This is a genomic window from Arthrobacter sp. ISL-69 (genome assembly GCF_018613775.1).
Lineage (GTDB): Bacteria > Actinomycetota > Actinomycetes > Actinomycetales > Micrococcaceae > Arthrobacter.
On the sequence record NZ_JAGGPO010000007.1, the window covers coordinates 161692 to 186472 of the forward strand.

Annotated in this window: 23 protein-coding genes; 11 read left to right on the top strand and 12 right to left on the bottom strand. The window is 66.2% G+C overall.

Going from position 1 to position 24781, the window contains the following annotated elements; translation table 11 throughout:
- Positions 1 to 36: 36 nt before the first annotated feature.
- The gene (locus J7I79_RS04145; RefSeq protein ID WP_214950655.1) at positions 37 to 2646 is read right to left on the bottom strand and encodes an excinuclease ABC subunit UvrA; all 2610 of its coding nucleotides are present in this window, start codon (positions 2644 to 2646) and stop codon (positions 37 to 39) included.
- Between the two features lie 48 nt (positions 2647 to 2694).
- Between J7I79_RS04145 and J7I79_RS04150 the strand changes: the two genes are divergently transcribed.
- Positions 2695 to 3831 (top strand): adenosine deaminase, encoded by a 1137-nt coding sequence (locus tag J7I79_RS04150; RefSeq protein ID WP_251042353.1) that lies wholly within the window; start codon positions 2695 to 2697, stop codon positions 3829 to 3831.
- Here J7I79_RS04150 and J7I79_RS04155 read toward each other — a convergent pair.
- On the bottom strand, positions 3828 to 4451 hold the full coding sequence (locus J7I79_RS04155) for a hypothetical protein (protein ID WP_214950657.1): 624 nt from the start codon (positions 4449 to 4451) through the stop codon (positions 3828 to 3830). The genes J7I79_RS04150 and J7I79_RS04155 overlap by 4 nt on opposite strands.
- A gap of 33 nt (positions 4452 to 4484) precedes the next feature.
- Positions 4485 to 5324 carry a CPBP family intramembrane glutamic endopeptidase gene (locus J7I79_RS04160; RefSeq protein ID WP_214950659.1) on the bottom strand — a complete coding sequence of 280 codons (840 nt, stop codon included), beginning with the start codon at positions 5322 to 5324 and terminating at the stop codon, positions 4485 to 4487.
- Positions 5325 to 5501: 177 nt separating this feature from the next.
- Between J7I79_RS04160 and J7I79_RS04165 the strand changes: the two genes are divergently transcribed.
- The 4 genes from J7I79_RS04165 (at position 5502) to J7I79_RS04180 (ending at position 10223) form a co-directional block, all read left to right on the top strand.
- A complete protein-coding gene (locus J7I79_RS04165) occupies positions 5502 to 7799 on the top strand; it encodes an FdhF/YdeP family oxidoreductase (protein WP_214950666.1) in 2298 nt (765 codons plus the stop codon).
- A 27-nt stretch (positions 7800 to 7826) separates the two neighbouring features.
- A complete protein-coding gene (locus J7I79_RS04170) occupies positions 7827 to 8213 on the top strand; it encodes a hypothetical protein (protein ID WP_214950667.1) in 387 nt (128 codons plus the stop codon).
- Positions 8214 to 8425: 212 nt separating this feature from the next.
- The gene (locus tag J7I79_RS04175; RefSeq protein WP_214950669.1) at positions 8426 to 9319 is read left to right on the top strand and encodes a glycosidase; all 894 of its coding nucleotides are present in this window, start codon (positions 8426 to 8428) and stop codon (positions 9317 to 9319) included.
- A gap of 109 nt (positions 9320 to 9428) precedes the next feature.
- Positions 9429 to 10223, top strand: a complete 795-nt coding sequence (locus tag J7I79_RS04180) for an alpha/beta fold hydrolase (protein ID WP_214950671.1) — start codon at positions 9429 to 9431, stop codon at positions 10221 to 10223.
- Positions 10224 to 10529: 306 nt separating this feature from the next.
- On the opposite strand, the gene J7I79_RS04185 is transcribed toward J7I79_RS04180, so the two are convergent.
- Positions 10530 to 12422, bottom strand: a complete 1893-nt coding sequence (locus J7I79_RS04185; RefSeq protein WP_251042354.1) for an alpha-glucosidase — start codon at positions 12420 to 12422, stop codon at positions 10530 to 10532.
- Between the two features lie 254 nt (positions 12423 to 12676).
- Between J7I79_RS04185 and J7I79_RS04190 the strand changes: the two genes are divergently transcribed.
- From J7I79_RS04190 to J7I79_RS04205, 4 genes are all read left to right on the top strand, one after another.
- Positions 12677 to 13411, top strand: a complete 735-nt coding sequence (locus J7I79_RS04190; RefSeq protein ID WP_214950673.1) for a hypothetical protein — start codon at positions 12677 to 12679, stop codon at positions 13409 to 13411.
- A gap of 455 nt (positions 13412 to 13866) precedes the next feature.
- Entirely contained in the window at positions 13867 to 14445 is a 579-nt protein-coding gene (locus J7I79_RS04195) for a hypothetical protein (RefSeq protein WP_251042355.1), read from the top strand.
- A gap of 76 nt (positions 14446 to 14521) precedes the next feature.
- Complete coding sequence (locus J7I79_RS04200; protein ID WP_214950677.1) at positions 14522 to 15385, top strand: hypothetical protein; 864 nt, start codon at positions 14522 to 14524, stop codon at positions 15383 to 15385.
- Positions 15386 to 15423: 38 nt separating this feature from the next.
- On the top strand, positions 15424 to 15729 hold the full coding sequence (locus J7I79_RS04205) for an acylphosphatase (RefSeq protein ID WP_214950679.1): 306 nt from the start codon (positions 15424 to 15426) through the stop codon (positions 15727 to 15729).
- Between the two features lie 23 nt (positions 15730 to 15752).
- On the opposite strand, the gene J7I79_RS04210 is transcribed toward J7I79_RS04205, so the two are convergent.
- From J7I79_RS04210 to J7I79_RS04220, 3 genes are all read right to left on the bottom strand, one after another.
- On the bottom strand, positions 15753 to 16562 hold the full coding sequence (locus J7I79_RS04210; RefSeq protein WP_214950681.1) for an alpha/beta fold hydrolase: 810 nt from the start codon (positions 16560 to 16562) through the stop codon (positions 15753 to 15755).
- 71 nt (positions 16563 to 16633) lie between these two features.
- The gene (locus tag J7I79_RS04215; protein WP_214950683.1) at positions 16634 to 17830 is read right to left on the bottom strand and encodes a TerC family protein; all 1197 of its coding nucleotides are present in this window, start codon (positions 17828 to 17830) and stop codon (positions 16634 to 16636) included.
- Positions 17831 to 17879: 49 nt separating this feature from the next.
- On the bottom strand, positions 17880 to 18209 hold the full coding sequence (locus J7I79_RS04220; protein WP_214950685.1) for a DUF6457 domain-containing protein: 330 nt from the start codon (positions 18207 to 18209) through the stop codon (positions 17880 to 17882).
- A gap of 92 nt (positions 18210 to 18301) precedes the next feature.
- Between J7I79_RS04220 and J7I79_RS04225 the strand changes: the two genes are divergently transcribed.
- Positions 18302 to 18655 (top strand): GNAT family N-acetyltransferase, encoded by a 354-nt coding sequence (locus J7I79_RS04225; protein ID WP_214950687.1) that lies wholly within the window; start codon positions 18302 to 18304, stop codon positions 18653 to 18655.
- Positions 18656 to 18802: 147 nt separating this feature from the next.
- Positions 18803 to 19300 carry a DUF3592 domain-containing protein gene (locus J7I79_RS04230; RefSeq protein WP_214950689.1) on the top strand — a complete coding sequence of 166 codons (498 nt, stop codon included), beginning with the start codon at positions 18803 to 18805 and terminating at the stop codon, positions 19298 to 19300.
- Positions 19301 to 19408: 108 nt separating this feature from the next.
- On the opposite strand, the gene J7I79_RS04235 is transcribed toward J7I79_RS04230, so the two are convergent.
- From J7I79_RS04235 to J7I79_RS04255, 5 genes are all read right to left on the bottom strand, one after another.
- On the bottom strand, positions 19409 to 20905 hold the full coding sequence (locus tag J7I79_RS04235; RefSeq protein ID WP_214950691.1) for an HNH endonuclease signature motif containing protein: 1497 nt from the start codon (positions 20903 to 20905) through the stop codon (positions 19409 to 19411).
- Between the two features lie 150 nt (positions 20906 to 21055).
- Positions 21056 to 21370 carry a hypothetical protein gene (locus J7I79_RS04240; RefSeq protein WP_214950693.1) on the bottom strand — a complete coding sequence of 105 codons (315 nt, stop codon included), beginning with the start codon at positions 21368 to 21370 and terminating at the stop codon, positions 21056 to 21058.
- Positions 21357 to 21602, bottom strand: coding sequence for a glycerophosphodiester phosphodiesterase family protein (locus J7I79_RS24885; protein WP_396020163.1), 246 nt, complete (start codon positions 21600 to 21602; stop codon positions 21357 to 21359). The genes J7I79_RS04240 and J7I79_RS24885 overlap by 14 nt, the downstream gene beginning before the upstream one ends.
- A gap of 79 nt (positions 21603 to 21681) precedes the next feature.
- Positions 21682 to 23304: a serine hydrolase gene (locus J7I79_RS04250; protein ID WP_214950695.1), complete on the bottom strand. Its 1623-nt coding sequence runs from the start codon at positions 23302 to 23304 to the stop codon at positions 21682 to 21684.
- 103 nt (positions 23305 to 23407) lie between these two features.
- Complete coding sequence (locus J7I79_RS04255; protein WP_214950703.1) at positions 23408 to 24745, bottom strand: amidohydrolase family protein; 1338 nt, start codon at positions 24743 to 24745, stop codon at positions 23408 to 23410.
- Positions 24746 to 24781: the final 36 nt, after the last annotated feature.

The following is a 24781-nucleotide window of genomic DNA, read 5'->3' on the forward strand; positions in this document are numbered from 1 at the left end:
GTTACCGCGCGTGGCGTGATGGCTGCAGGACCGGGATCACACGCCCAGCGCGGTTGCCAGGTACGGCGCCGTCCGGCTCTGCTTGGAACGCGCGACGGCGGCGGGTGTCCCGGACGCCACAATCTCACCGCCGGCGTCGCCACCGGCCGGGCCGAGATCGATCACCCAGTCCGCTGCGGCCACCACGTCCATCTCGTGTTCCACCACGATGACCGTGTTGCCGGCGTCCACAAGGCCGTGCAGCTGGGCCATGAGCAGCTGGACGTCCGCGGGGTGCAGGCCCGTGGTGGGCTCGTCCAGAAGATACAGGGTGTGTCCGCGGCGGGCGCGCTGGAGTTCGGTGGCCAGCTTGATCCGCTGTGCCTCGCCGCCGGAAAGTTCGGTCGCGGGCTGGCCCAGCCGGAGGTAGCCCAGGCCCACGTCGCGCAGCGTCTGTAGGCTGCGGGCGGCGGCCGGGACGTCGCCAAGGAATTCCGCGGCGGCGTCCACTGTCATGGCCAGCACCTCGGCCACGTCCTTGCCGTTGTACGTGACCTCAAGGGTTTCCGGGTTGTAGCGCGAGCCCTGGCATTCGGGGCAGGGGCCGTAGCTGCCCGGGAGGAACAGGAGCTCCACGGCCACGAACCCTTCGCCCAGGCAGGTCTCGCAGCGGCCGCCGGCAACGTTGAAGGAGAACCGTCCCGCACCGAAACCCCGGGCGCGGGCCTCCTCCGTGGCGGCGAACTCCTTGCGCACGGCGTCAAAGAGCCCGGTGTAGGTGGCCAGGTTGGACCGCGGCGTGCGGCCGATCGGTTTCTGGTCCACGCGGACCAGCCGGTCAATCCGGTCCATACCGCTGGTTTCGCCCACAGCCTCGGCAACATTCAGCGGCCCGTTTGATTCATTGTCCTCGGATCCCAGGTCCCCAGGCCCGGCAGCCGCCTCCGCTCCGGGGTCCGGGTGCAGCCGTGCCCCCACCACCTCGGCCAGTACCTGGCTCACCAGCGTGGACTTGCCCGAGCCCGAAACACCGGTGACCGCGGTCAGGATGCCCAGCGGGAAATCCGCGTCGAGATCCCTGAGGTTGTGCCGGCTGATGCCCTTCAGCCCCAGCCAGCCGTCCGCCTCCCTGACAGCAGGTTTACGGACCGCAGGCGTACCGGGCGCAGCGCCGCCCCGGCGCGTACCGCCGTCGTGCGTCCCGTCGTTTCCGTCCGGGAACAGGAAGGGCCGCGTGACCGACGACTCCACCTCGGCGAGCCCGGCAACGGGGCCGCTGTACAGGATCTCGCCGCCGCCTTCACCGGCGCGGGGACCCACATCAACAAGCCAGTCGGCACGGCGGACCACGTCCATGTTGTGTTCAACCACGAATACAGAGTTCCCGGAGGATTTGAGCGCTTCGAGCACGGCCTGGAGCGGTTCGGCGTCGGCGGGGTGGAGCCCGGCGGACGGTTCGTCCAGAACGTACACCACGCCAAACAGGCCGGAGCGCAGCTGGGTGGCGATCCGCAGCCGCTGCATTTCGCCGGGGGAGAGCGTGGGAGTGGCGCGGCCCAGGGCGAGGTAGCCCAGGCCCAGCTCCAGCAGGACGGTGATCCGCAGCAGGAGGTCGCGGGTGATGGCGACGGCCACTTCGTTGGTCTCGCCCGAGGCCGCCGCACGGCTTGCCGTCCCGGCGTCCTTGAGTTTGCTCGTGGGCCGGATGATCTCGGCCAGTTCTGCCATGGGCACGGCGTTGAGCTCGGCGATGGTCCGGCCGGCGAACGTCACCGCCAGGGCATCCGGGGTCAGTCCGCTTCCGCTGCAGCGTTCACACGGTCCCGTTTCCATAAAGCGGAGGACGCGCTGGCGCATCGTGTCGCTCTTGGAGTCGGCCAGGGTGTGCAGCACGTAGCTCTTGGCGCTCCAGAAGCGGCCCTTGTACGGTTTGGCCACGCGGTCACGCTTCGGTGTCACCTCCACAACGGGCTGTTCTTCGGTGAAAAGGATCCAGTCGCGGTCCTTCTTGGGGAGCTTCCGCCACGGCGTGTGGACGTCGTAGCCCAGGTGGCTGAGGATATCGCGGAGGTTCTTGCCCTGCCATGCGCCGGGCCACGCGGCGATGGCGCCGTCGGCGATGCTCAGCGAGGTGTCCGGAACCAGCGAAGATTCACTGACGGTGTGGGCAATGCCCAGGCCGTGGCAGACGGGGCAGGCGCCGGCGGCCGTGTTGGGCGAGAAGGCGTCCGAATCCAGCTGCGCCGTGCCGGCAGGGTACGTGCCGGCGCGGGAGAACAGCATGCGCAGCGAGTTGGACAGCGTGGTCACCGTGCCTACGGTGGAGCGGCTGCTCGGCGTACCGCGCCGCTGTTGGAGCGCGACGGCGGGAGGCAGCCCGGTGATCATCTCCACCTTGGGGTTGTGCCCCTGCTGGATGAGGCGCCGCGCGTATGGCGCCACGGACTCGAAGTAGCGGCGCTGGGCCTCGGCATAGATGGTGCCGAAGGCGAGCGATGACTTGCCGGAACCGGAAACACCGGTGAACGCGACGATGGCATCCCGGGGCACGTCCACGTCCACGTTGCGCAGGTTGTTTTCCCGGGCTCCGCGGACCCGCACAAATCCATCTCTGGCGTGGTCCGGAACCAGGAACGGCAGATCGGAAGCATGCTGTTCAGTGTGCATTCATTCGACTCTATCGGTGCCGGAGCGATGCGGGCATATCCTTACCGGATGGAAACTTACGACGGCGCGCCCGAACCCGGCGGTGCGCCAGTACTCAGCGATGCTCACGTACCCGCCCCGGAACAACCCGCGGCCGAGCTCCCGGAAGCCGAGGGCACGCAAGCCGAACAAACCGAAGCCGAAGAACCCGTTGCCGAAGAACCGAGCAAGCTGCTGCCGGTGGCGGAGCTGCATCTCCACATAGAGGGGACGCTGGAACCGGAGCTGATCTTCGCCCTGGCGGAACGGAACGGAATCCAGCTTCCCTATGCGGACCTGGACGAGCTGCGCTCACGCTATGAGTTCACCGACCTGCAGTCCTTCCTGGACCTGTACTACGCCAACATGGCCGTGCTCCAGACGGAGCAGGACTTCGCCGACATGACCCGTGCCTACCTCGCCAGGGCTGCTGTTGCGGGCGTCCGGCACGCCGAAATCATGCTGGATCCGCAGGCCCACCTGTCCCGCGGAGTGGCGCTGGAAACCTGCGTGAACGGCGTGGCCTCCGTACTGGCCAACTCCCTGGAGGAGTTCGGCATATCCACCCTGCTCATCGCCGCGTTCCTGCGGGACCTGTCCGAGGAATCAGCCCTCCAGGTCCTGGACAAGCTGCTGGCCATAAAGGCGCCGATCGCCGGCATCGGCCTCGACTCGGCCGAGGTGGGCAACCCGCCGGCCAAGTTCGAACGGCTCTTTGCCCGGGCGAAGGAGGCGGGGCTGCACCGGATTGCGCACGCCGGCGAGGAGGGACCGCCGTCGTACATTATTGATGCGCTGGAACTGCTGGACGTGGAGCGGATCGACCACGGTATCCGTTGCATGGAGGACCCGGAGCTCGTGGAACACCTTGTGGAGGAGCGGGTGCCGCTGACGGTGTGCCCGCTGTCCAATGTCCGGCTCCGTGCTGTGGATACGCTGGCCGACCATCCGCTGCCGGCCATGCTCGCGGCAGGACTGAACGTCAGCGTCAATTCGGACGATCCCGCGTATTTCGGCGGGTATGTGGACGACAATTTCGTGCAGCTCGAGACCGTGCTGGGATTGTCTGAGTTCGACCGGGTGCGGCTGGCTTCGAACTCCATCCGGTCCTCGTTTGCGGACGAAGAGCGCAAGGCCGAGCTGCTCGCGGAGCTGGGCCACTCCTAGGCAGCCGCTTCGTCGCGGCGGGCAGCGCTGCGGGCGCCCTGGGTGCTGCTGGTGATCCACCATCCCAGCGCCGCCATGGCCAGGCCGATCGGTATGCCGTAGGGCGGCAGGCCCGCGTTGTAGCCGAGGATACCGGCCACCACGAAGGCCGCGCCCAGCCAGGCCGGGAACATACGCGCCCGCCACCCGGCGATCCCAAAGACCACCCAGCCGAGGGCAAACAGGACATAGCTGGAGAACCCGCCGATCACCAGCATTCCCGAGCCGCCCGCCAGGATGGCCTCCGGTGCGACGTCGGCAATCCATGGACCGGCGAAGCCGTCGAACCACATGTTGCCGGCCATGTCCATGGTGCCCACCAGGGCGAAACAGAAGGCGACGGCGCCGAGCGCTCCGGCGTCAGCGTGGTGCCTCAGGTAGACGGAGACCAGCGCCAGGAGCAGCCCGATGAAGACCACGAAGTAGAGCGCGTTGGTCACCTGGAACGGGGTCTCGCGCATCATCGCAATCCGTTCCTTGCTGGTGTCGGCCGCGAGCAGCCGCGAGACATCGACGGCGGCGAAGGTGAGGCCTGCAACTACGGCGATCGGTCCGGCGGCGGAAGCGAGTGGTGAGGACATCACTCCTCCTAACAGGGTTGGGTTGGGGATTAGTCAGGCCGGTGGCCCGGATGCGGTGCGGTTGAAGCGCCCGGAAAGCGGGCCGACGTCGGACGCCCCGGGAGGTGCGGAGCGCCAGGCCGGTCGGTCCAACAGGATGGTGCCGAGGGCTGCGGCGGCAACCATCACAAAATAGATCAGCTCCGCGCGCGGTTCGTCGGGACCGGTGAAACCGTAGGATCCCACGGTGAAGGTGCCTTGGCTGTTGTGGAAGAGCAGTGTCAGCAACACGCTGCCGCCGGTGCGGTTGAACAGCCACACGTATAGGAATGTGATGACGAAAGTCGTGGGCAGGCCGATCAGGCTGAGCCCCCCGAAGATGATCAGCGGCAGGTGCCAGCCGGCCACCACCGTTCCGAGGACTGCCGCCGACTGCAGCGGCGACCGGTCGGCCTGGAGCAGCGGTACGGCGTACCCGCGGAACCCCGGTTCTTCGCCCAGCGGCCCGTCCATGGGGTTGACCAGGCGCACGGCGAACACTACCAGCAGCCCGGTCCAGGTCAGCTGGGACAGCCCAGGTGCGGCAGCGCCCAGCAGCATATTGACTGTGCCCGTGACCAGCACCAGCACGGCCGGGAGGAGCAGGGCCACGGCGTACCAGCCCCAGCCCACCCGCCAGCGGATGATCCGACGGCCCCACGCCCTGTAGCCGGATGGCCCTTCGGCGAGGCCGATCACAATGACCGCGGCTGCCAGCGGACCGATCGGCAGGAACTCCATCGTCGGCATCATGCCCAGCGCATACACCGGCCAGGACAGCCAGGAAATCACATACGAGAGAACAAAGAAGGCAGCGAGGCGGTGACGCTGAAGCCAGTTGTGGAAGCGCGGCATGACGGCTCCGGACAATCAGGACGGGTGAGTCCTATTGTCCGCCCATCGGCACCTGAACAACACCCCGGGGGATAGCCCGGGAAGCCGGGCCAAATGCTTGCCGGGTCTCTCCATAGCTGCTAATCCTGATAAGAGGGCAGCACCGAACGGTGCGTTCCAAGCCAAGGAGGGTGCAGCATGCCGCGCAAGAACCCGCATGTTGAAGAAGCCGACGAGAACAACCTTGAAGTGGCGAAGCCGAAGGACTGGGCCGCGGGCATCCCCGGGGTCTACCACTCCATGCAGCCGGCCCTGAAACACATGGGCGTCGGACGGGCAGGCAAGACGCTGCTGGGGCTGAACCAAAAGGACGGCTTCGACTGTATGAGCTGCGCCTGGCCGGACCCCGGGCACCGCAAGACCTTCGAGTTCTGTGAACAGGGTGCCAAGGCGGTCACCTGGGAGGCAACGCCCGTCGTCGTCCCGTCCGGGTTCTGGGCCGAAAATCCGGTCAGCGAACTGAGTGGAAGGTCCGAATACTGGCTCGGGATGCAGGGCCGCCTCACGGAACCGGTGTACAAACCGGCGGGGGAGGACCACTACCGGCCGGTCAGCTGGGACGAGGCGTTTTCCATCCTCGGGAGCAAGCTCCAGGGCCTGGACAGCCCGGACCAGGCCGCGTTCTACACCAGCGGCCGGACGTCGAACGAGGCCGCGTTCCTGTACCAGCTGTTCGTGCGGGCGTACGGGACCAACAACCTGCCGGACTGCTCCAACATGTGCCACGAATCCTCCGGCTGGGCCATGGGCCAGACCATCGGCGTCGGCAAGGCCACCATCTCCTATGACGACTTCGCCAAGGCGGACCTGATCATCATCATGGGACAGAACCCGGGCAGCAACCATCCCCGCATGCTCACCGCCCTGGAGGAGGCCAAGGAAGCCGGCTGCGAGATCGTTGCCATCAACCCGCTCCCGGAAGCCGGGCTCATGCGGTACAAGAATCCGCAGAAGGTCAACGGGATTCTGGGGCGCGGAACGGAGCTGGCGGACCAGTACCTGCAGATCCGGCTCGGCGGTGACATGGCCCTGATGCAGGCGCTGTCCGAGCGTGTGCTCGATGCCGAAACGAAGCGGCCGGGCAAGGTCCTGGACCATGATTTCCTCCGGGAGCACTGCCAAGGCCTCGACGAACTCAAGGCCCACCTGGCAGGGCTGCGGGAAGAGACGGTGCTGCGCGCCACGGGGCTGAGCAGCGTGGAAATCGACGAACTAGCCGAGCGCTATCTGCGGGCGGGAAAGGTGATCATCACCTGGGCCATGGGAATCACCCAGCACAAGAAGGCCGTGCCCACCATCAAGGAGATCATCAACCTTCTGCTGCTGCGCGGAAACATCGGCAAGCCCGGCGCCGGGGCGTCCCCGATCCGCGGCCACAGCAACGTGCAGGGCGACCGGACCATGGGCATCTGGGAGCAGATGCCTCCCGCGTTCCTGGACTCGCTCGCCAAGGAATTCAGTTTCGAACCGCCGCGCGAACCCGGCGCCGACGCCGTGGAAACCATCCGCAAAATGCGCGACGGCGGGATCAGGGTTTTCGTCGCGATGGGAGGCAACTTCGTGGCCGCCATCTCGGACACCCACGCGGCCGAGGCTGCCGTGGCGAACACCGAGATGACCGTGCAGATTTCCACCAAGCTCAACCGCTCGCACACTGTGACCGGCCAGGAAGCGCTGATCCTGCCCACCTTGGGACGGACTGAAATCGACGTGCAGGAATCCGGCCCGCAGTTTGTGTCCGTGGAGGACACCGTTTCGGCTGTGCACGCCTCCGAGGGAAAGGTGCAGCCGGTGGCGCCCGGGCTGTTGTCCGAGGTGGCAATTGTCAGCCGGCTGGCACGGGCCACCGTGGGCAGCCGGATCGAGGCGGACTGGGCGGGTTTCGAACGGAACTACGACCTCATCCGGGACCACATCTCGCACGTGGTGGCCGGCTGTGAGGACTACAACCGGCGGATCCGGGAATGGGGCGGATTCGTGCTGCCCAACGGCCCGCGGGATTCGCGGACGTTCCGCACGCCCACCGGGAAGGCCATGCTCACGGTCAATGATTTGGAGTACGTGGAGCGGCCGGCAGGGACCCTGATCCTGCAGACCATGCGTTCGCACGACCAGTTCAACACCACCATCTACGGGCACAATGACCGGTACCGCGGGATCAAGAAGGGCAGGGACGTTGTTTTTGTCAGCCCCGAGGACATCGCCGAACTCGGCCTGGCCGACGGGCAGCACGTGGACATCCGCGGGGTCTACGGGGACGGTGCCGAACGGGTGATCAGGAACTTCCGGGTGGTGTCCTACCCCACGGCAAGGGGATGCGCTGCGGCGTACTACCCGGAGGCGAACGTCCTGGTGCCCCTGGAGACCGTCGCCGAGGGCAGCCACACGCCGGTGTCCAAGGCAGTCATCGTCCGGTTGGAGCCGAGTTTGGCGTGAGTGCGGGCAGCCCCCAAGGAGGGCATCATGAGTGATTTCGTTGTATATCTTGATACGTCCGAGGTTCGGCCCGGGAAGCTTGGCGAGCTGAAGGCCGCGATGCTGGACCTTGCGCGCTTTGTCGAAGTAAATGAGCCACGGATCATCGCCTACGACGTCTACTTTTCGGCCGACGGCACACGCATGAGCGTCCTCCACGTCCACACGGATTTGCCATCGCTGGAGTTTCACCTGAAGGTCGCCGGCCCGCAGTTCCCTCCGATTGCGCCCCTCGTCCAGCTTCGGACCATCGAAATCTTCGGAGCGGTCAACGAAGAGTTGGTGAAACAGCTCGAGGCGAAGACTCAACTGCTGGGCGGCACCGTGATTATCCACGACCTCCACGCAGGGTTCGCCCGTGTCCCGGCGGCCTGACATCACGCCAGTGGGCGTCGCCGGCAGTCCTTCCGGCTCCTGTCAACGGGCCAAAAGTCCCATGTTTCCGCCCGTAAGCTGAGACTCTAAGATCACTTGCGTCGCATTCTGCGTCATAGACGGTCACGACACACGTTGTTAACGCGCATAGTCGCCTCTATTTACAGTTCACTGGCAAAATGCTGAGTGATCACATGCTCGAAAGGACAAACATGCCCACGGCTATTGCAGACACCACCACGGTTCGACTCAAGTCAGTGCTCGACATTCTCGCGGAAAGCGTCCTGTCAGGTGAGACCCTCGGCGCAGGCGCCGTCCTGGCCCAGGCCACTGTTCGCGTCCCGCTGAACGAGAAGGAAAGTGAACTGCTCAGCGGAGGCATCCCCCGGGGACACAAGGCCCTGACCACTGCCACCAGCAAGCTGGTCAAGGCCGGCTGGCTCGTCAAGGGTCGCAGCGGCTGGACCATCACGGACGACGGCCTCCGTGCCACCGTGGCGTTTCCGGATGCTGACACGTTTGCAACCGCGCTCGCCGTAGGCACTCCGGTGCCGGCTGACGTGCCTGTTCCCACGGAGCTCCCCGCCAAGCCCGCCGCTGCGAAGGTTGCTGCCGCGAAGGCTCCCAAGGCCGCTCCGAAGAAGAAGGCGCCGTCCAAGGCCGCCAAGGTGGTCGAAAAGGCCGCCGAGCTGATCGAGGACGCAGTGGCACCCGTGACGAAGGCCGTGCGCACGCGCAAGACCGCCGCCAAGCCGGCAAAGGCCAGCACGGAGCAGCCCGCCGAGGCCTCCAGCGTTGAGACGATCGACCAGCCGGAAGCCGTGGCCATCGCGGGCGACTTCAACGTGCTGCTGGGCGCCCCGGCGAACTGGGCACCCCAGTACGACGAAGCCCAGATGCAGCTCGATGCAGTGGACCAGCTGTGGAAGCTCACCACGGACCTTCCCGCCGGCCACTACACCTTCAAGATCGCGCTCAACCGTTCCTGGGACGAGAACTACGGTGCGTTCGGTGCGTTCGATGGCGCCAACCACGAACTGCACCACCCCGGCGGCCGGATCACGTTCAACTACGATCACCGGACCCGGGACATCACCCTGGTCTAATCCGCGACACGGTCTATCCGCGCAGGCGGTTTTGTTCCTGTAGGCAGCTGACCCTGATCGTCCTAGAATCAGAGCATTCAGGGTCAGCTCCCCAAAGGACCGGTGTGGCATGGACACCGTTGAGATTTCCGGATTGCGCATCGGCTACCAGCGCGCGGGCCAAGGGCCTCCGCTGGTCCTGCTCCACGGTGCGTACGAGGACAGCCGCGTTTGGCGTCGGCAGCTGGAGGGGCTGTCCAACGACTTCACCGTCATTGCCTGGGATGCCCCGGGCTGCGGCCGTTCCGACGATCCCCCTCCGGACTTCTCCGGCGCGGACCTCGGCGATGCCCTGGCCAGTTTCCTCCGGGAAGTCGCGCCGCGGAAACCCCACGTCCTCGGGCTGTCCTGGGGCTCATGCGTCGCCCTGGAGCTGTACCGGAACCACTCGCACATGGCGGCGTCCTTGGTGCTGGCCTCTGCCTATGCGGGCTGGGCCGGCTCGCTGCCCCCGGATGAGGTGGAGCGGCGGTACGCGCAGATTCTGGCTGAGCTCGATCAGCCACCCGAACAATTCATCCCCGTGTGGCTGCCCACGCTCTTCACCGAGCGGGCAGACCCGGCGATCGTCGAAGAGATCAGCGCCATCATGGCCGACTTCCACCCTGACGGCATGAGGGCGCTGTTGAGTGCGAACGGACACTCCGATTATCGTGACGTGCTGCCCACTATCAGCGTGCCCACGCTGCTGCTCTACGGCGAAGAGGACGTGCGGTCGCCGCTGGCAGTCGCCCGGGAGATGCACCGCCAGATTCCGGGTTCACAACTCGTGGTGATTCCCGACGCCGGGCACCTGACCGCCGCCGAAACGCCGGAGGCGTTCAACGCTGAAGTCCGCCGCTTCGTGCACAGCATTGGTGACTGAGACTTTTGAACCCCGTCACGAGAGCCGGAATCAGAACCGCGTGGGGTCCGGATGGGGCGGGGGAGGCGTTGGCGGGACCGGTCCGGGGTCCGGAATCGGCAGTGGCCCCGGCGAAGGCGCAGGCTCGGGTCCGGGCCCTGGCGGACGCGGCTCCGTGGGATCAGGCCTGCTGGGCGGAAACGGATTGTCCGGGTCCGGCGGACCGGTGGGGCCCGGCTCCGGCGGGAACGGATCCGGCTCTGGCAGCGGTGGAATGGTCATCGTGAACTCCTTCTTCGCTGGTGTGGTGCCTTGGTTCGGAGACGCTCAGGTGTTGTGTTGCCGGCGGAAGACCTTAAGTTCCCACGGACGGAGCGCAATTTCGGCGTGTGTCCCCGTGGCCTCCAGGGGATAGTTTCCCAGGATCCGTTCAGCCGGGTAATGGCCCAGTTCCGGCTCGTCTGCGCCGGCTTCGGCATCACCCCAGCCGCCGCCGTCGAGGGCGACAGCCCTGTCCTGCCCGGAGAAGTTGCCCAGCACCAGCAGCTGGACGCCCGGCGCCGCCGCCGAACCGGGTCCCGTGGCCGAGCCGGGTCCCGTGGCCGGAGCCGCAAGCGAGCGCCGGAACGCGTACACGTGCTCGTCGTCGGGGAGCAGCATGGTGAAGTCACCCTCCGCCACCACCGGCTCGGCATGCCGCAGGGCGATAACCTGGCGGTAGAAGCTGAACACCGAGTCCGGGTTGTCCTCCTGCTCCGCGGCGTTGATGTGGCTGGTGTTCGGGTTGACGGCGATCCACGGAGCGCCGGTGGTGAAGCCGCCATGCCTGCTGGCGTCCCACTGCACCGGCGTGCGGGCATTGTCCCGGTTCAGGGGTGCCAGCGCGGCCAGGACATCGGCGTCGGTGTGGCCCAGGTGGGTGGTGGCCTCGCGGTGGTGGTTGAGCACCTCGATGTCGCGGTAGTCGCTGATCGTCCCGAAGCTCATGTTGGTCATGCCCAGTTCCTCGCCCTGGTACACGTAGGGCGTGCCCCGGTGCAGATGCAGGATGCCGGCCAGCATCTTGGCGGAGAGCTCGCGGTACGGCCCGTCATCGCCGAAGCGGGACACAGCCCGGGCCTGGTCGTGGTTGCCCCAGTAGAGGCTGTTCCAGCCGCGCTCCGCAAGCGCCTCCTGCCACCGGCCCAGGGATTGCTTCAGGTCCGTAAGCCGCAGCTTCCTGGGCCGCCATTTGTTGCCGTCCTCCTGGTCCAGCGCCACGTGCTCGAACTGGAACACCATGTCCACTTCGCGCCGCGCGGGGTCTGTGAACAGGACGGCATCCTCCACCGTGACACCGGGCATCTCGCCCACGGTCAGCAGCGGCTTGTCCCTCCCTGCGAAGACTTCCAGGTGCATCTCGTGCAGGAACTCGTGGATCCGCGGCCCGGACATAAAATGCGGGCTGCCGTCCCCGAACAGCATCCCGTCGGCCCGGGGTCCGTCGGGCAGGCCGGTGTCCTTGGAAATGAAGTTGATGACGTCCATCCGGAAACCGTCCACTCCGCGGTCCAGCCACCAGTTCATCATCTCGTAGACGGCGGCGCGGACCTCCGGGTTTTCCCAGTTCAGGTCCGGCTGCTTCCGGGAGAACAGGTGGAGGTAGTACTCGCCGGTGACCTGGTCGAACTCCCAGGCCGGGCCGGAAAACGCGGAGCCCCAGTTGTTCGGTTCCCCGCCGGTTCCCGGTTCGGCGCCGTTTTCCGCAACCTCCCTGGGCGGCCGCCACCAGTACCAGTCACGCTTGGGATTGTCCTTGGAGGAGCGGGATTCGACGAACCACGGGTGCTCGTCCGACGTGTGGTTCACCACGAGGTCCATCACCAGCTTCATGCCCCGCGAGTGCAGCCCGTCGGTCAGCTTCTTCAGGTCGGCCAGGGTGCCGAAGATGGGGTCCACATCGCGGTAGTTGCTGATGTCGTAGCCGTTGTCATCCTGCGGTGACGTGTAGATGGGGGAGAGCCAGACGACGTCGACCCCCAGTTTCTGCAGGTAGTCCAGCTTGCTGATGATGCCGGGCAGGTCGCCTATGCCGTCGCCGTCGGAGTCCGCGAAGCTGCGCGGATAGATCTGGTAGACCACCGCCTTCCTGAACCAGCCGGGATCCGTGCTCACCTCGTCATCGGTGTCCACCTCATCTCTGACAGGGGGTTCCGTTGCGGGGTCCGCGTGCGTGGTCATGGCCTGGTCTCCTCAGTTGCTTTCGGCTGGTCTGATGATTGGGCTCGGTTCGATTATTGTTCAGATCCTACGGGCAGGAAAGGGCTGCAGGGACGCACGACGGCGGCGCGGCTCCTTCCCGGGGCCGGCAGCCGGAGTGCGGGTCGCTCTGCCAATAACATCTGGACATCGATTGGATTTATTGCTGGAGCGTGCGTTGGCGGAGGTTCACAATTGAGGAACTATTCGCGGTCTCATGAGATTCAGGAGAACAGATGCACCGCTCAGCACCCTCGGCCATCGCAGTCTCAGGGGCCCTAGGCCTCGCCTTTCTGCTCGTAGCCTGCGGCCCGCCGGCATCGTCACCGTCGACGAACTCCCCGGACACCACTTCCACCGCTTCGGCAACCCCCACCCCCGCCTCAACTTCCCCGAGCGCCACAGCCTCCACCTCAGCGCCCTCGGATCCCGAAGCCGGCTGGAAGTCCCACACAACCGCGGACGGCCTGATCTTCGACTACCCGGCCGAGTGGAAGATCACCGATCCTGCCGGCGAAGCTGCTCCCGGGGGCGTGTTCGTGAACATCACCAACGCCAACGGCAAGAACCTCGCGACGCTCAGGACGAACATGGTCACCGGCTCCGAATGCACCGAGAAGCAGCCGTTCGGAGTGTACGAATCCGAGCCCGTTCCGGCACTGGAGCAGGACGGCAGGGTGCCCCGGTACACCTTCGAGACGCGGACGGACACCACCGCCACGGATCCGAAGCTGATGACCCTGTTCGCGTACGGCATCACCACGGCCCCCGAACCCAGCGGTACCGAAGCGTGCCCCATCTTCCACTTCTTCACATGGCCGCCCAGCGGCGCCATGTTCGGCGGCGTCTACGACCCCTTCGACACCACTCCCGGCAACGAGATGCATGTGGACACCCCTGAGGCCTACACGGGCACCCAGGAGTACAAGAACATCAAGAAGATGATCACCTCGCTGCGGCCCGCCGCCTAGGCGGACCCGGCCACGCCGGAACCTTTGCGCACGCAGGAACCGTTGCGCACCGCGGAGCAACCCGCGGCGCGCAACGTTTTGGCGGCAAATTGCCCCCGTCCCGGTCCACCCGCGAACGGCAGGGCCACAATTAACCCCTCAGCTTGCTTGAGGAGGATTGCATGCGCCGATCAATGAAGCCCGGCTATGGATCACCTGGACCGGCACGTTCAGGGGCCGCAACTGCTGCCGGGGCTTGCCTCGCGGTGCTCCTGGCAGCCTGCGGACCCCCTGCCGCCCCGCCTGACACGGGGGCCGCGACGGCCACCCCACCCAGCGCGTCGCCAAGCGGGACCACAAACGGAACTACCAGCGGAACAGCCACGGGCGCGCCCACCGGGTCGGCCGTCCCGCCAAGTGCGACGGCCGGCGTAACACCGACTGAACCGGCGCCTTCGGCAACGTCCCCGAGCCGGTTGCCGTCACCGACGGCGTCCGGCTGGAAGACGTTTACGACGTCGGACCGTGACCTGACGTTCGACTATCCGGGCGACTGGACCGTCAAGGATCCCGCCGGAACATCACCGCTCGGCGGGATGTTCGTGGAGGTTTTGAATGCCGCAGGGAAGCCGATGGCTGTCCTGCAGACCAAGGTGGTCACCGGTTTGGAGTGCGTGCAGCAGTACCCGTTTACGGTGCTGGATTCTGAATCGATGACGGTGCTCGCTGAGAAGGGCGTGCCGAACGAAAACGTGCCCCGGTTCATGTTTGAAACCAGGGGAGATGCCTCCGCTCCGGCCAGGACGGCTGAAACCATTGCGGCCTACGGCATCACCATGATTCCGGAGAAAATTGGGACGCTGGAGTGTCCCATCTTCCTGCTGTTCAGGTGGCCGCCCAGCGGCGCCATGTTCGGCGCGGTCTACGACACCGCAAACAACGCCACCCCCGTGGATCCGGCGCTCCCGTACTTGGAAAAGGCGAAGCTGTACGCGGACACCGGCGAGTACCGGAATATCCGGCGGATGATCACCTCGTTGCGGCCCGCAGGATAGCTGCGGCGCTCCTTGACTCGCCCAATGCGCCCGCGCAGACTCGAATCAGGACGCAGTCCGATAAGTCGGAGTTCTGATGTACGCACTGGGGAAGCAGCGGCTCGTGAGCGGTGCGAAGGCAATTGCATCCGCCCTGGTAGCCCTGTGCATCGCCGCGGGCCTGGCCGCGTGCACGCCGGTGCCGAACGCCGGACCGTCGCCGTCGGCCTCAGCCACGCGACCCACGCCCGGCGACGGCGGCCCTTCCGACACGGAGCCCGGTGCGGGACCATTCCCTACAACGCGCCCCACCGCGACGGTCACCGGGCCCTTGCCCGAAGAGACAGCAAGTCGTCCGCCGGGTCCCACCTCTACTGCCTTCGAACGGGCCCGGCGGGCCAAGGAAATCCTGGACACGTGCTTGGAGGGCGAGCTGACGTTCAGGCCGCCGTCGCCCATGCGTCAGGGAGAGACCCGGGAGTTCGTCCTGCACGTCACCATGGGCGATCCCGGGGCCGGCCATGAAGAGAAGATCCCCGGCAACAACCCGGTGCAAACGCGTGCGCCCATTGTCTGCGAAGAGATGCGGGCGGACCTGTCCGGCCCGGGAATGGACATTGAGCGGGCCGGAAATCCAGGTGGCGAGATGCTGGTTCCCGTGGAGGGCGTCGCGGAATGGCGCTGGTGGATCACGCCCAAGGAGTCGGGCCGGAAAACCATGACCCTGCAGCTGTTCGCCACGGCGGAGGACGGTCCGGACCTGAGCCTGGAGACGTTCCGGGAAAACATCCAGGTGGAGATTGAACTCGGCTATGTGCTGAATGCGCTCGTGAAGGACTGGGCCCAGCCACTGGGCGTGACCGTCCCGGTGCTCATCGGAGCCATTGGTGCCCTCCTCGTCTGGTCGCGCTCGAGGCGCCGCAAGGCCAAGCATGCCGCCAACATCAACCCGGAAGCCTGAGGGAGCGAAACCCCCGGTCCCGGCATTACATTGGAACCATGGCTCATGCTGCAGATCAGGACTCTGGCACGGACGTCCGCTTGCAGGCCCGCGTGGAGGGCATCGTCCAGGCGGTCGGATTCCGTTACTGGACCGTGCGGAAGGCGGAGGAACTCTCGCTGACCGGAACGGTGAGGAACGACGACGACGGTACGGTCGCCGTCGTCGTCGAAGGTCCCCAGGCGGTGGTTCTGGAGTTCCGCCGCTGGCTGAGGTCCGAGGATGCGCCGGGGCGCGTGGACCACGTGGCCGAGTCGGTATCGGCGGCAACGGGGGAGTTCAGCAGCTTCGACGTTGTGTACTGAGCACGTGTACTGATCGAACGCCGTCACTCGCGCGCCGCTGCGAAGCGACGGACGAACTCGAGAACGGCGGGATGCGCCGGGTTGATCAGGTGGCCGCCGCTGACCAGCACGCTCTCGGAGTGGGGAAGTGCCTCCGCCAGACGCGAGTTGACCAGGCGCAAGACCCCCGGAGAATCTTCGGCGGAAACGAGCAGCGTCGGCTGGCGCAGTTGTCCGAGTTCCTCGGCACCCAGTTCTGCCTGCTTCTCGCTGAGGTCCAGGCCTTCACCCCTGATCTCCGCGAGGACGGCCGGGCTGGTGGCGGCGAACATGTCCCTGAAAGTGGCCGGCAAAGCCTCCCAGGCCTGGTCGCCAAGGGCAAAACGAACGACGCTTTCCGCGGCCCGCCACGGATCCTTGGCGGCGGCGTGGAGCACTGACTTCCGCAGTTCCATTGCCCACGCGAAGGCCTTGGGGTCCATCCAGAAGACCGCCGGCTCAAGCAGCACAAGTGCCTGTACGAGTTCGGGAAAACGGTGGGCGAGGTAGAGGGCGATTTCACCGCCGGTGCTGCGTCCGATGACCACCGCCGGCGCAGCATGGAGGATTTCCAGGAGGGCGGCGGCGTCGTCCACGTGCTCTGTCAGGCCAACGGCGTCGAACGGCTCGGGGCGGCCGCTGCGGTAGAAGCCCCTGCGGTCGTAGATGATGCACCGGCCGATCCTGCCCAGTTCCACGGCGGCGTCTTCCCACAGGAGAGCGGAGCTGGGTGTCCCGTGTATGCCCAGGACGGGTACGCCTTCGCCGTGCTCTTCGTAGTAGAGGTCAATGCCGTTGACGCTTAAGCGGGGCATGCTTCGAGCGTAGAACAGGGGACTCCGCCGGTCGAGATCCGGCGGGTTGCGTCGGGCTGGCTGACCCGGTGCTACGCGCGTCCTTCCCGGTGCAGGGCTTCGTCGTGCTCGGCGTGGGCTTGCTTGATCAGGTCCATGAACTCGGTCTGGTTCCTGATGAGCCGCTTGTACTTCTCAGGCAGCTTCCTGAGTTCTTGCTCTTCGTGGACCATCTTGTTGAAGATCGCCTCGCGCTCGGCAATGTCCGTCTCGTAATTGAGGTCCACGTAATCGGTGGCGTGCCGTTTAGCGCGGGAGACCATGTTCTTGGCTTTGCCCTTGGGGCTGTAGATCGAGGCCAGGACCGTGATCACCAGCACGCCGATAATGATGATCAGCGAGAGGCCGGTGCTGATCTCCAGGACATTCACGTGCTGCCCGTCGTTGATGAACGGCAGGTTGTTCTCGTGGAGCGCGTGCAGGATGAGCTTGACGCCGATGAAGCCGAGGATCGCGGCGAGACCGTACGACAGGTAAATGAGGCGGTCCAGCAGTTCGTCGATGAGGAAGAACAGCTGCCGCAGGCCCATGAGTGAGAAGGCCGTGGCCGTGAACACGACGAAGACGTTCTGCGTGAGGCCGAAGATGGCGGGGATGGAATCCAGCGCGAAGAGGATGTCCGTTCCGCCGATGGCCACCATGACCAGGAGCATGGGGGTGAGGACGCGTTTGCCGTTTTCCACGGTAAAGAGCTTGTCGCCGTCGTAGTGCTCCGAGGCCGGGAGCAACTTCCGGGCGAGCCGGACCACGAAGCCCTCACTTTCCTCCTCGTGCGAATCGGGCTTGAGCAGGTTGCCGGCGGTGATCAGCAGGATGAGGCCGAAGATGTAGAACACCCAGGCGAAGCTGTTGATGAGGGCCGCGCCGAGGAAGATGAAGCCGGTGCGGGCGATCAGCGAGAACACGATGCCGAACAGGAGCACTTTCTGCTGGTCCGCCCGAGGGACCCTGAAGCTGGACATGATGATGAGGAAGACGAAAAGGTTGTCCACGGACAGGGCCTTTTCGGTGACATAGCCGGCGAAGTATTCGGTGCCCATGGTGGTGCCGCCGAACATCAGGACGCCAAGGCCGAAGAGGAGGGCAAGGCCCACGTAAATGGCGGACCACGTGGCCGACTCCTTGAGCTTGGGGGAGTGCGCCTTACGCACGTGGAAGAAAAAGTCGAAGGCCAGCAGGCCCAAAATGCCGACAAGGGTCAGAATCCATACATAGAGGGGGACCTGCATACTGGGTGCCTTCCTGTCGGTGCGGTGTTATCACCCTACCGGCCGGGTGTTACTGGGCGGTGTCGGCCCAGCCGCTGCTGGCCGGACCGCCGTCGGCTCCGTGCTCGCACAGCTGCAGGGCCACCCCCGCTGCTTGCGCGACCGCCGCGGCTGACGATTCCTTGGAGCCGGCACTGCCAGTGCCGGCGGCGAGCCCGGCCGCGTAGCCCACCATCAGCGCGGTGATTGGCGCGGCTGCGTGGGTCACCGAGCGCGCGGACTCCCCGGCCAGGTCCAGGATGAGTTCCCGGTCAAAGTCGAGGTCCAGGAGCTGAAGCGCCTGGGCCAGCCGGTGGCTCCATTGGTCCAGGATCTGCGCTTCGTTGTCGTTGACGGCCATCGTTGCTCCTCAGTCAGAAATAGCAGCTGTCAGAAATAACAGCAGCTCCCCTGAGGTTAGGCTGTAGCAGAAGCCCCGATCAAGGAGATCCCGTGACTGAAGCCACCATCCGCCACAACCCGGACCGCGAGCGCTTTGAAGTGCTTGTTGCCGGAAACGTGATCGGCAAGGCCGTGTACAAAACGTACGACGCCGGTGACTTACCGCAGCGGATTTTCTACCACACCGTGATTAATGAGGAATACGGGGGTCAGGGGCTGGCCAGCCAGCTGGCCACCGTGGCCTTGGACGAGACGGTAGCGGCCGGAATCAGCATTGTGCCGGTGTGCCCGTACATCAAGAAGTTCCTCACCAAGCACCCGGAGTACGCCGCCAGCACCACCGCTCCAAAGCCGGCGCACCTCGAGTTCCTCAGCGAGGCCCTGGCCCCGCACGCCCGGGCGTAAGTTGCCCGGCGGCGATGCCAACCACGAGTTGCTGGCCACGAGTTGCTGATACCGGTGGCGTTGCTGCGGGCTGAGCTTTCTGCCGGGTGGGCCTTTCCGCCGGGCGGGCCTCCCGAGGGCTGACCCGGGCTACGGCAGAATGGAGGCGTGACTTTGCCGAACGCGCCTCTGAACCGCAAATCGAAACCGGTGCTCTCGCGGCTGGTGAATCTAGTTGTTACGGTGCTGGTGCTGTGTCTCGGACCGGTGCTTATCGGCGTCGGCACCCACCTGATCAACGCCGACGAAGAGCTTGTGCGGACCGGAGAACGTGCCGCTGGAACGATAGTTGAATTTAATGACGTAACGAAGGCGTCCAACCGCAAGATCACGGTGGAGTTCCGGTCGGCCGATGGATTGGTCCATGTCACCAGAGCCGCCGTTGACCATGACCAGCACCCTGTTGTGGGCGAGGAAGTCACGGTGGTGTACCGGGCACCCGACCCTGGCGAGGCAAGGGTGGTGGGCTTTGAAAGCGACGGCGTGTTTCTTAGGGGAGTAGGCACGATCCTGACTTTGATTTTCGGAGGGATCGCGGTTTTCGTGACCATTGGCTCCCTCCGCCGAGCGTGGCGCGACCGACGGAAGCGCATCGGCCACACCTAGGTTTCCGAGCAACCGCATCCGAAGGCAGCCGCGCTGTCCAAGTCACGGCGCAGTGCGGTGTGTGAGGCTCCGAGGGTTGAGGCGAGGCGCAGCCTGGCTGCGATGCCACTAGGCTGCGATCCACGTCTCCCATTCCGGCAACGGGTCAACGGGCAATAGGTTAACGGGCAGGTCTGCGCCGGTGGCGTGGTGCGTCCCTTGGTGGAGGTCTGCATCCGTGAGGTAGTCCGGACCATCGGCAGGGTGAGCCATGCCCGGTGGCCCTGTTATGGGGTAGGGCATCCAGGGTGGTTCCCAGTCGTATCTTTCGCTGGCGTAGCGGCGCCCTGACGGTGCCACCCAGCCGGGCGGTGCGTCGCGGCTGGCGCCAATGGGTGTCCAACCGGTGGTGTGTTTGAGCCGGTGATGCTTCCGGCACGGCTGGCCGAGGTTGGAGATCCCCGTGGCGCCACCGTCGTGCCAAGCCAGGACGTGGTCCGCCTCCGTATCGAGGGACTGGTTATTGCACCCGGGGAAGGGGCATTTTCCGTCCCTGAGGCGTAGCCATTGGCGCATGGCCGCCGGAATCCGGTAGCTGGCGCGTCCTATTTCCAGCGGTGCGCCGACGCGAGGGTCGGTCAGAACGCGGTGGAACGAGGTGGCGCCGTCTGCGACCAGCCGGCGGGCCATACTGGGCGGAATCGGTCCGTAACCATCCAGGACGGCGGTTTCTTCGGTGGCGCCCAGGAGCGAAAGTACAGGTACGGTGACCAGGACCTGCGCCTTCGGCGACGGAACACCTTCAGCGACACCGGCGAGCAGCCAAGTGGCGGCGGTGTCTGCACGGAGTTGGGAGAGGTTTCGCGGCTCGGACGGGTTTTGGAGGGCCCTGGCGGCGTCAGTGGCACGGTTCCAGATGGAGGCGGCGGCGTCGGCGGGCAGGTACGCGGAGAGCCACGCCATTCCGTCGCGGTCCGGGGCGAATTCCAGTCGCCGGTCCTGGACGCTGGTCCGGTGGCGCTGTTCGATGCTGACAGGGTGGTGGCGCTCCCGCCAACTTCTGGCTTTTGCCCGGAACCGGGAGGGCACCAGATCCCCGACCGGACAGCCCCGCGCAGCGTTCACGGCGTCAGGATCCAGGAAGTGCGCTTCCAATGCGGCGGCAGCGGCCGGGGGGACATCAGTGGTTTCCTCAACCATGATCCGGGCGTGCTGCCATGAAATGGTCCCGGCCTGCAGGGCTGCGAGTGTCAGTGGCAGGGCTGTGGTGAGCTGCCGGGTTTCCTGCAGGAATGCTCCCGCGGCTCTTTCGCTGACAGTCAGGACGCAGGCCAATTCGGCGACAAGGCCCATATCAGCCTCGGACTGCTCATGGGGCGACACCGCCGGGGACGCCATGGCCCTGGTTGCCTCGACAAACGTGTCAGTCAGCCGGACCTTGAGGGCCGCACTCCGGGCATCCATGCGGGCCAGCTCAGCCAGCCCGTCCAGGCAGTCGTCGGCCAGCTGCCGCAAAGGATCCGAGCAGGACTCTTCGCTGGGGCGTCTACTGTCGACAACGCGATACAGCGCAGCAACGGACGTCGTGATGGCGTCCAAGGCGTCAGTTGCTGCGGTGCTTCCCATACCCACAAGTTTGGCTCGAGGGTCTGACATTTTAGCGGTCACCACCAATGCTTCATCTGATGCCGGATGCTCTCGGGGGATGGTCGCCAGTCAGCAGGCAGATAGAAGGGCGTGAGGCTAGGGGTGCTCAGGACCTTGCGAGCTGTTGAATTATTCGGGGTAGCGACCGCTTGCTACCTCGTAGCCAAGGTCGAGGTCGCCCACGTCGGGGTGGTGGAAGAGCTTGTTGCCGGCGAGGTGAATCCGCACATCGTGGGCCTCCCAGAGCGCTGCGAACTCGCTGCTGCCGTTGGAGAGTTCCTCGATGAGGCCGCGGAGGGCGCGATCTGCGGGCACGCGCCCTGATTCAGCGCGGAGCAGGGCGACGATTTGTTCGGCCGAGTCGTTCCAGTGGCGGTATGCGGTCTTGCCGCGGGGGTCCAGGAAGAGGAAACGGGCGAAGTTCACGGGCTCATGAGGCTGCACGCCAGACGATGACCTTGCCGTCCTCGGTCAGGTGCGTGTCCAGCTCCAGCGTCGTCACACCCAGCCTGAGCGAGTTGCCGAACGCCGCCAGGGATTCCTCGGTCCACTCACCGCGGCCGCCGCGGTGGGACCGCGGGTCGAAGGAGCCGTTGCGCTCGTTGGTCTTGAGTGCGGCGCCCGGCGACTGCGGGACTCGCCAGCGAGGTGATGAGGGCGGCAGCGGCCGCGGCAGTCAGGATTGTGCGTATGTGGTTCCTCCTGGATGACGGGTCCCCGGCCGTGCGCCGGCGACCCCGTCCACCCTAGGCACGCTACGTGGACTGCCGCCTGCCGGGAGCTGGACGAGAGGTAAACACCCTGGCGAGTAGCACAGTTCGGGGGAGCGGCCAGACGATGGCCAACAAGAGCACCGGCACCAGCGAGATGCCGACGTCGGGGAACTGGCGGACGATGACAGCCAGATTGGTCTCGAACCTGCTGGGCGCGTAGATGAGGCACAGCCACAGCGCAAACGCGTCGAGGGCGAGAGCCGTGACAGCATATGCCAGCAGGAACCACCGCTTTCGGGTCGGGGCGCGTTTTCGGAACAGGCCGGTTCTGACCAGGACGGTGAGAGCCAGGGCCAGGCTCAGCAGTTCGGCCAACAGCAGTGCCAACGAGACCACCCAGCTGTAGCGTTGCAGCCAGTCCTCCTGGACCACAGTCGGCGCCGGTGGCTGCCCATGGAGAATCCGCAGGACGTTGCTGTCGAGGGCCTTAAGTCGTGAGGGAGCCGAGGTGTCGTTGGCGTTGACCACCAAGGCGACGCCCAGGCCGGAAGCCGGAACCATGGCCTTGAACGTATGCGAGTTTCCCCATTCCCCCTGATGCTCAAGGACCCGTGGTACGTCACCGTCGACTTCGGCTGACTCCGAGAGCGGCCGGGTGAACCACCCCATGGCATACTCCTTGGACCCGTCCACGCGGGCCCGTGGCGTGAGCAGGGCATCCACGCTTTCCGGCTGGAGGAGGGGTCGATCGCCGTACCGTCCCTCGCCCAGGAGAGCCACCAGTTCATGGCCCAAGTCCTCGGCCGAGGCGTACATGGTGGTGGAGGGCATTCCGGTGGAGGGCGCGGGAACGTCGGTCGGGCGCCAGAATGCGCCGAACCACAGCGAATAGCCTGACGCCATGTTGTCTTCACGGGCAGCCGCCCGGGTGGGATGGCTGTGAGCCATGCCCAGGGGCCCGAAAACGTGCTGCTCCATGTAGTCCCCGAACGGCTGGCCGGAGACCGTCTGGACCAGGAGGCCCAGGACATTGAAGTTGGCACTGGCGTACCGGAAAGCTTCGCCCGGTTCTCCGGCCAGCGGGGAACCCGACAGGGCGCGGACACCTTCCTCGATGGCTTCCGGGCCCTGTGCGTCGGAAGCCTCGAAGGCGGTGTCCCCCGAGGCCATGCCGCTGGATTGATGGAGCAAATGACGGACCGTGATTGAGGCCGACCGGTTGTCCTTCAAGGTAAACCACGGCAGGTAGGTCCGCACCGGCTCATCCAACTGCAGCCGGCCGGCCTCAACCTGCTGCATCACGGCAAGGGCAGTGAGCGACTTGCTTGTGGACGCCAGCAGCACGGGCGTCTGCGCGGTCATGGCGCGGCCGGAGTCATCGGCCCGGCCAAACGCCGCGGAGTGCACCTGCACGCCGTTCCTGACGACGGCAAGGGCCGCGCCCGGAATTCCGAGGACGTCTATCTGCTCGCGGAGGAAGGCATCCACCGTTTCATACGCCTGGTCCGGAACTGCAGGTGCGGTTGCCGGCGCCCGGGCCGGGACAGCCACCGGGCTGGACCCGCCCGGAACACCGGCAGGAGTGCCGGCAGCCATGCCGGCAAGAATGCCGCCCGCCACGAGGCACGACAGGAACAAGCGCGCTGCCCACGAAGTACTTCCCATGCCCGCACCTGCAACTCGGCTACCGTCCCTTCACGGTATGGCCTGGCCCGGTGGAAGACAACGCGTCGTGGACGACATGCACTGTGGAAGACAACGCGTCCGCTTAGAGCCCGTTGCGGACTATGGCTCCCTGGGCAATGACGACGCTGACTTTCTCCAGGGCGGAGGCGTCCGCCAGGGGATCGGCGTCCACCACGATGGCGTCGGCGAAGGAACCGCGCACCAGCCGGCCCGCCGTTTCGCTCCAGCCGAGCAGCCGGGCGGCGTGGACCGTCGCGGACCGCAATGCCTCCAGCGGGGAGAGCCCGGCCTCGGCGAGGAGGCGCGCTTCCGTGCCGATCGGCGTCACGTCGGTCCCGAAGGAATCGGTGCCGGCCACAATCGTCACGCCGGCGTCCTGCGCGGCACGGACGGCAGCCTGGAGAATCGGCGTGTACTCCTTGCCGCGGGCGGCGAGGATCGGGTTGGCGGACGCCGCCATGCTGGTGATGGCATCCATGGTGGGCGTGAAGTAAGTCCCGCGGCGGGCCATCTCGGCGATGGTCTGCTCGGTGACGAAGACGCCATGTTCGATGCTGCGCACTCCGGCGCGGACGGCACCGTCGATCCCCTCGGCGCTGTAGGCGTGGCACAGGACTCCGGCGCCCTTGGCGGCCTTGACCACAGCCGAAAGCTGCTCGTAGTTGTAGACCAGTTCGCGGGGATCCTGCTCAGGCAGCCCGGCGCGGGGATTGGCGCGGGTCTTGATGACTTCGGCGCCGCGCTTGAGGTTGACCCGGGTCAGGTAGGCGAGGTCGGTTGCGTCCTTGACGCCCCCGGAGAGGGTGGCCAGCGGCGCGAGGTCGGGGTCCGCGAGGAGGGAGTCGCCCAGCTCCGGGGAGATGAACAGTCCTGCGGGCAGCATGCGCGGCGAGACGCCCGGCGCCCAGTCGGGGAGTGCCGCCAGCGCGACGTCCTGGTAGTAGCTGCTCGAACCGCTCCGGACGCTGGTGGCACCGCCCTGCAGGATGGCGCGGGCATCGGCGAACGCGTTTGCGTGGACATGCACGTCGATGAGACCGGGGAGCACCCAGCGGCCCGAGGCGTTAAGGACTTGGGCGCGGCCGGCGACGGCGGCGACTGCTTTCCGTGTGGCGTCCCGGCTTCCGACGGCGGCGACCTTGCCGCCGTCGAGCACCAGCACGCCGTCTTCGACGGCGTCACCGGTCTTGGGATCCACGATGGTGCCGCCCTCGATGATCAGGGGCGGGTGTGCGATGGGGCTGCCCGGGTAGTTGGGCCCGGACGGGCGCTCCGCGGCGCGTGCTGCCGGGGCCCCGCCGAGCTGGGCGGCGATGCTCGCGACGGAGATCCCGGCGAGGGCGGCCGCACCGGCCAGGATGCCGCGGCGCGGGACGTCGGCCGGCAGCTGCGGGGCGGAAGTGTGGTCGTGAAGGCACATCGTTGTCTCCTTGGGGAAAGCCGCCCTTGGGGCGAA

Bases quoted from the DNA above. Each gene is read 5' to 3' on its own strand.
- J7I79_RS04250 (WP_214950695.1), bottom strand. From the start codon at position 23,304: ATGGGAAGTACTTCGTGGGCAGCGCGCTTGTTCCTGTCGTGCCTCGTG.
- J7I79_RS04205 (WP_214950679.1), top strand. From the start codon at position 15,424: ATGGCTCATGCTGCAGATCAGGACTCTGGCACGGACGTCCGCTTGCAG.
- J7I79_RS04160 (WP_214950659.1), bottom strand. From the start codon at position 5,324: ATGCCGCGCTTCCACAACTGGCTTCAGCGTCACCGCCTCGCTGCCTTC.
- J7I79_RS04200 (WP_214950677.1), top strand. From the start codon at position 14,522: ATGTACGCACTGGGGAAGCAGCGGCTCGTGAGCGGTGCGAAGGCAATT.
- J7I79_RS04180 (WP_214950671.1), top strand. From the start codon at position 9,429: ATGGACACCGTTGAGATTTCCGGATTGCGCATCGGCTACCAGCGCGCG.
- J7I79_RS04210 (WP_214950681.1), bottom strand. From the start codon at position 16,562: ATGCCCCGCTTAAGCGTCAACGGCATTGACCTCTACTACGAAGAGCAC.
- J7I79_RS04150 (WP_251042353.1), top strand. From the start codon at position 2,695: ATGGAAACTTACGACGGCGCGCCCGAACCCGGCGGTGCGCCAGTACTC.
- J7I79_RS04220 (WP_214950685.1), bottom strand. From the start codon at position 18,209: ATGGCCGTCAACGACAACGAAGCGCAGATCCTGGACCAATGGAGCCAC.
- J7I79_RS04165 (WP_214950666.1), top strand. From the start codon at position 5,502: ATGCCGCGCAAGAACCCGCATGTTGAAGAAGCCGACGAGAACAACCTT.
- J7I79_RS04235 (WP_214950691.1), bottom strand. From the start codon at position 20,905: ATGGGAAGCACCGCAGCAACTGACGCCTTGGACGCCATCACGACGTCC.
- J7I79_RS04215 (WP_214950683.1), bottom strand. From the start codon at position 17,830: ATGCAGGTCCCCCTCTATGTATGGATTCTGACCCTTGTCGGCATTTTG.
- J7I79_RS04185 (WP_251042354.1), bottom strand. From the start codon at position 12,422: ATGACCACGCACGCGGACCCCGCAACGGAACCCCCTGTCAGAGATGAG.
- J7I79_RS04255 (WP_214950703.1), bottom strand. From the start codon at position 24,745: ATGTGCCTTCACGACCACACTTCCGCCCCGCAGCTGCCGGCCGACGTC.
- J7I79_RS04175 (WP_214950669.1), top strand. From the start codon at position 8,426: ATGCCCACGGCTATTGCAGACACCACCACGGTTCGACTCAAGTCAGTG.
- J7I79_RS04170 (WP_214950667.1), top strand. From the start codon at position 7,827: ATGAGTGATTTCGTTGTATATCTTGATACGTCCGAGGTTCGGCCCGGG.
- J7I79_RS04155 (WP_214950657.1), bottom strand. From the start codon at position 4,451: ATGTCCTCACCACTCGCTTCCGCCGCCGGACCGATCGCCGTAGTTGCA.
- J7I79_RS04145 (WP_214950655.1), bottom strand. From the start codon at position 2,646: ATGCACACTGAACAGCATGCTTCCGATCTGCCGTTCCTGGTTCCGGAC.
- J7I79_RS04190 (WP_214950673.1), top strand. From the start codon at position 12,677: ATGCACCGCTCAGCACCCTCGGCCATCGCAGTCTCAGGGGCCCTAGGC.